The sequence below is a fragment of the Ensifer sp. Root954 genome, from assembly GCF_001429005.1.
GTDB lineage: Bacteria > Pseudomonadota > Alphaproteobacteria > Rhizobiales > Rhizobiaceae > Ensifer > Ensifer adhaerens.
Window position 1 is genome coordinate 468277 of the sequence record NZ_LMJM01000023.1, and the last position, 331, is coordinate 468607.

The following is a 331-nucleotide window of genomic DNA, read 5'->3' on the forward strand; positions in this document are numbered from 1 at the left end:
TGCGCAGAGCCTTGAGCCCGCAGCGCAGCACCAGAAGATTGACTATCCAAAGCCGGACGGGGTTCTGACCTTCGATCGACTGTCGTCAGTGTTCCTGTCGAACACCAACCACGAGGAAGATCAGCCGGTTCATCTCAAGGTCAAGGACATGGATCTGCAGAAGCGCTCCGAGCATGACATCTATGCCGGTCCGTCGACGCGCTACTGTCCGGCCGGGGTCTACGAATGGGTGGAGAAGGACGGCAAGCAAGTCTTCGTCATCAACGCCCAGAACTGCGTGCACTGCAAGACCTGCGACATCAAGGACCCGAACCAGAACATCAACTGGGTG

At 57.7% G+C, this 331-nt stretch carries 1 protein-coding gene; it reads left to right on the plus strand.

All coding sequences use genetic code 11. The features are described 5' to 3' along the window. Window positions 1-331 (plus strand): 4Fe-4S dicluster domain-containing protein (locus ASE71_RS16320; protein ID WP_200964134.1); only part of this gene is annotated, 331 nt, incomplete at both ends.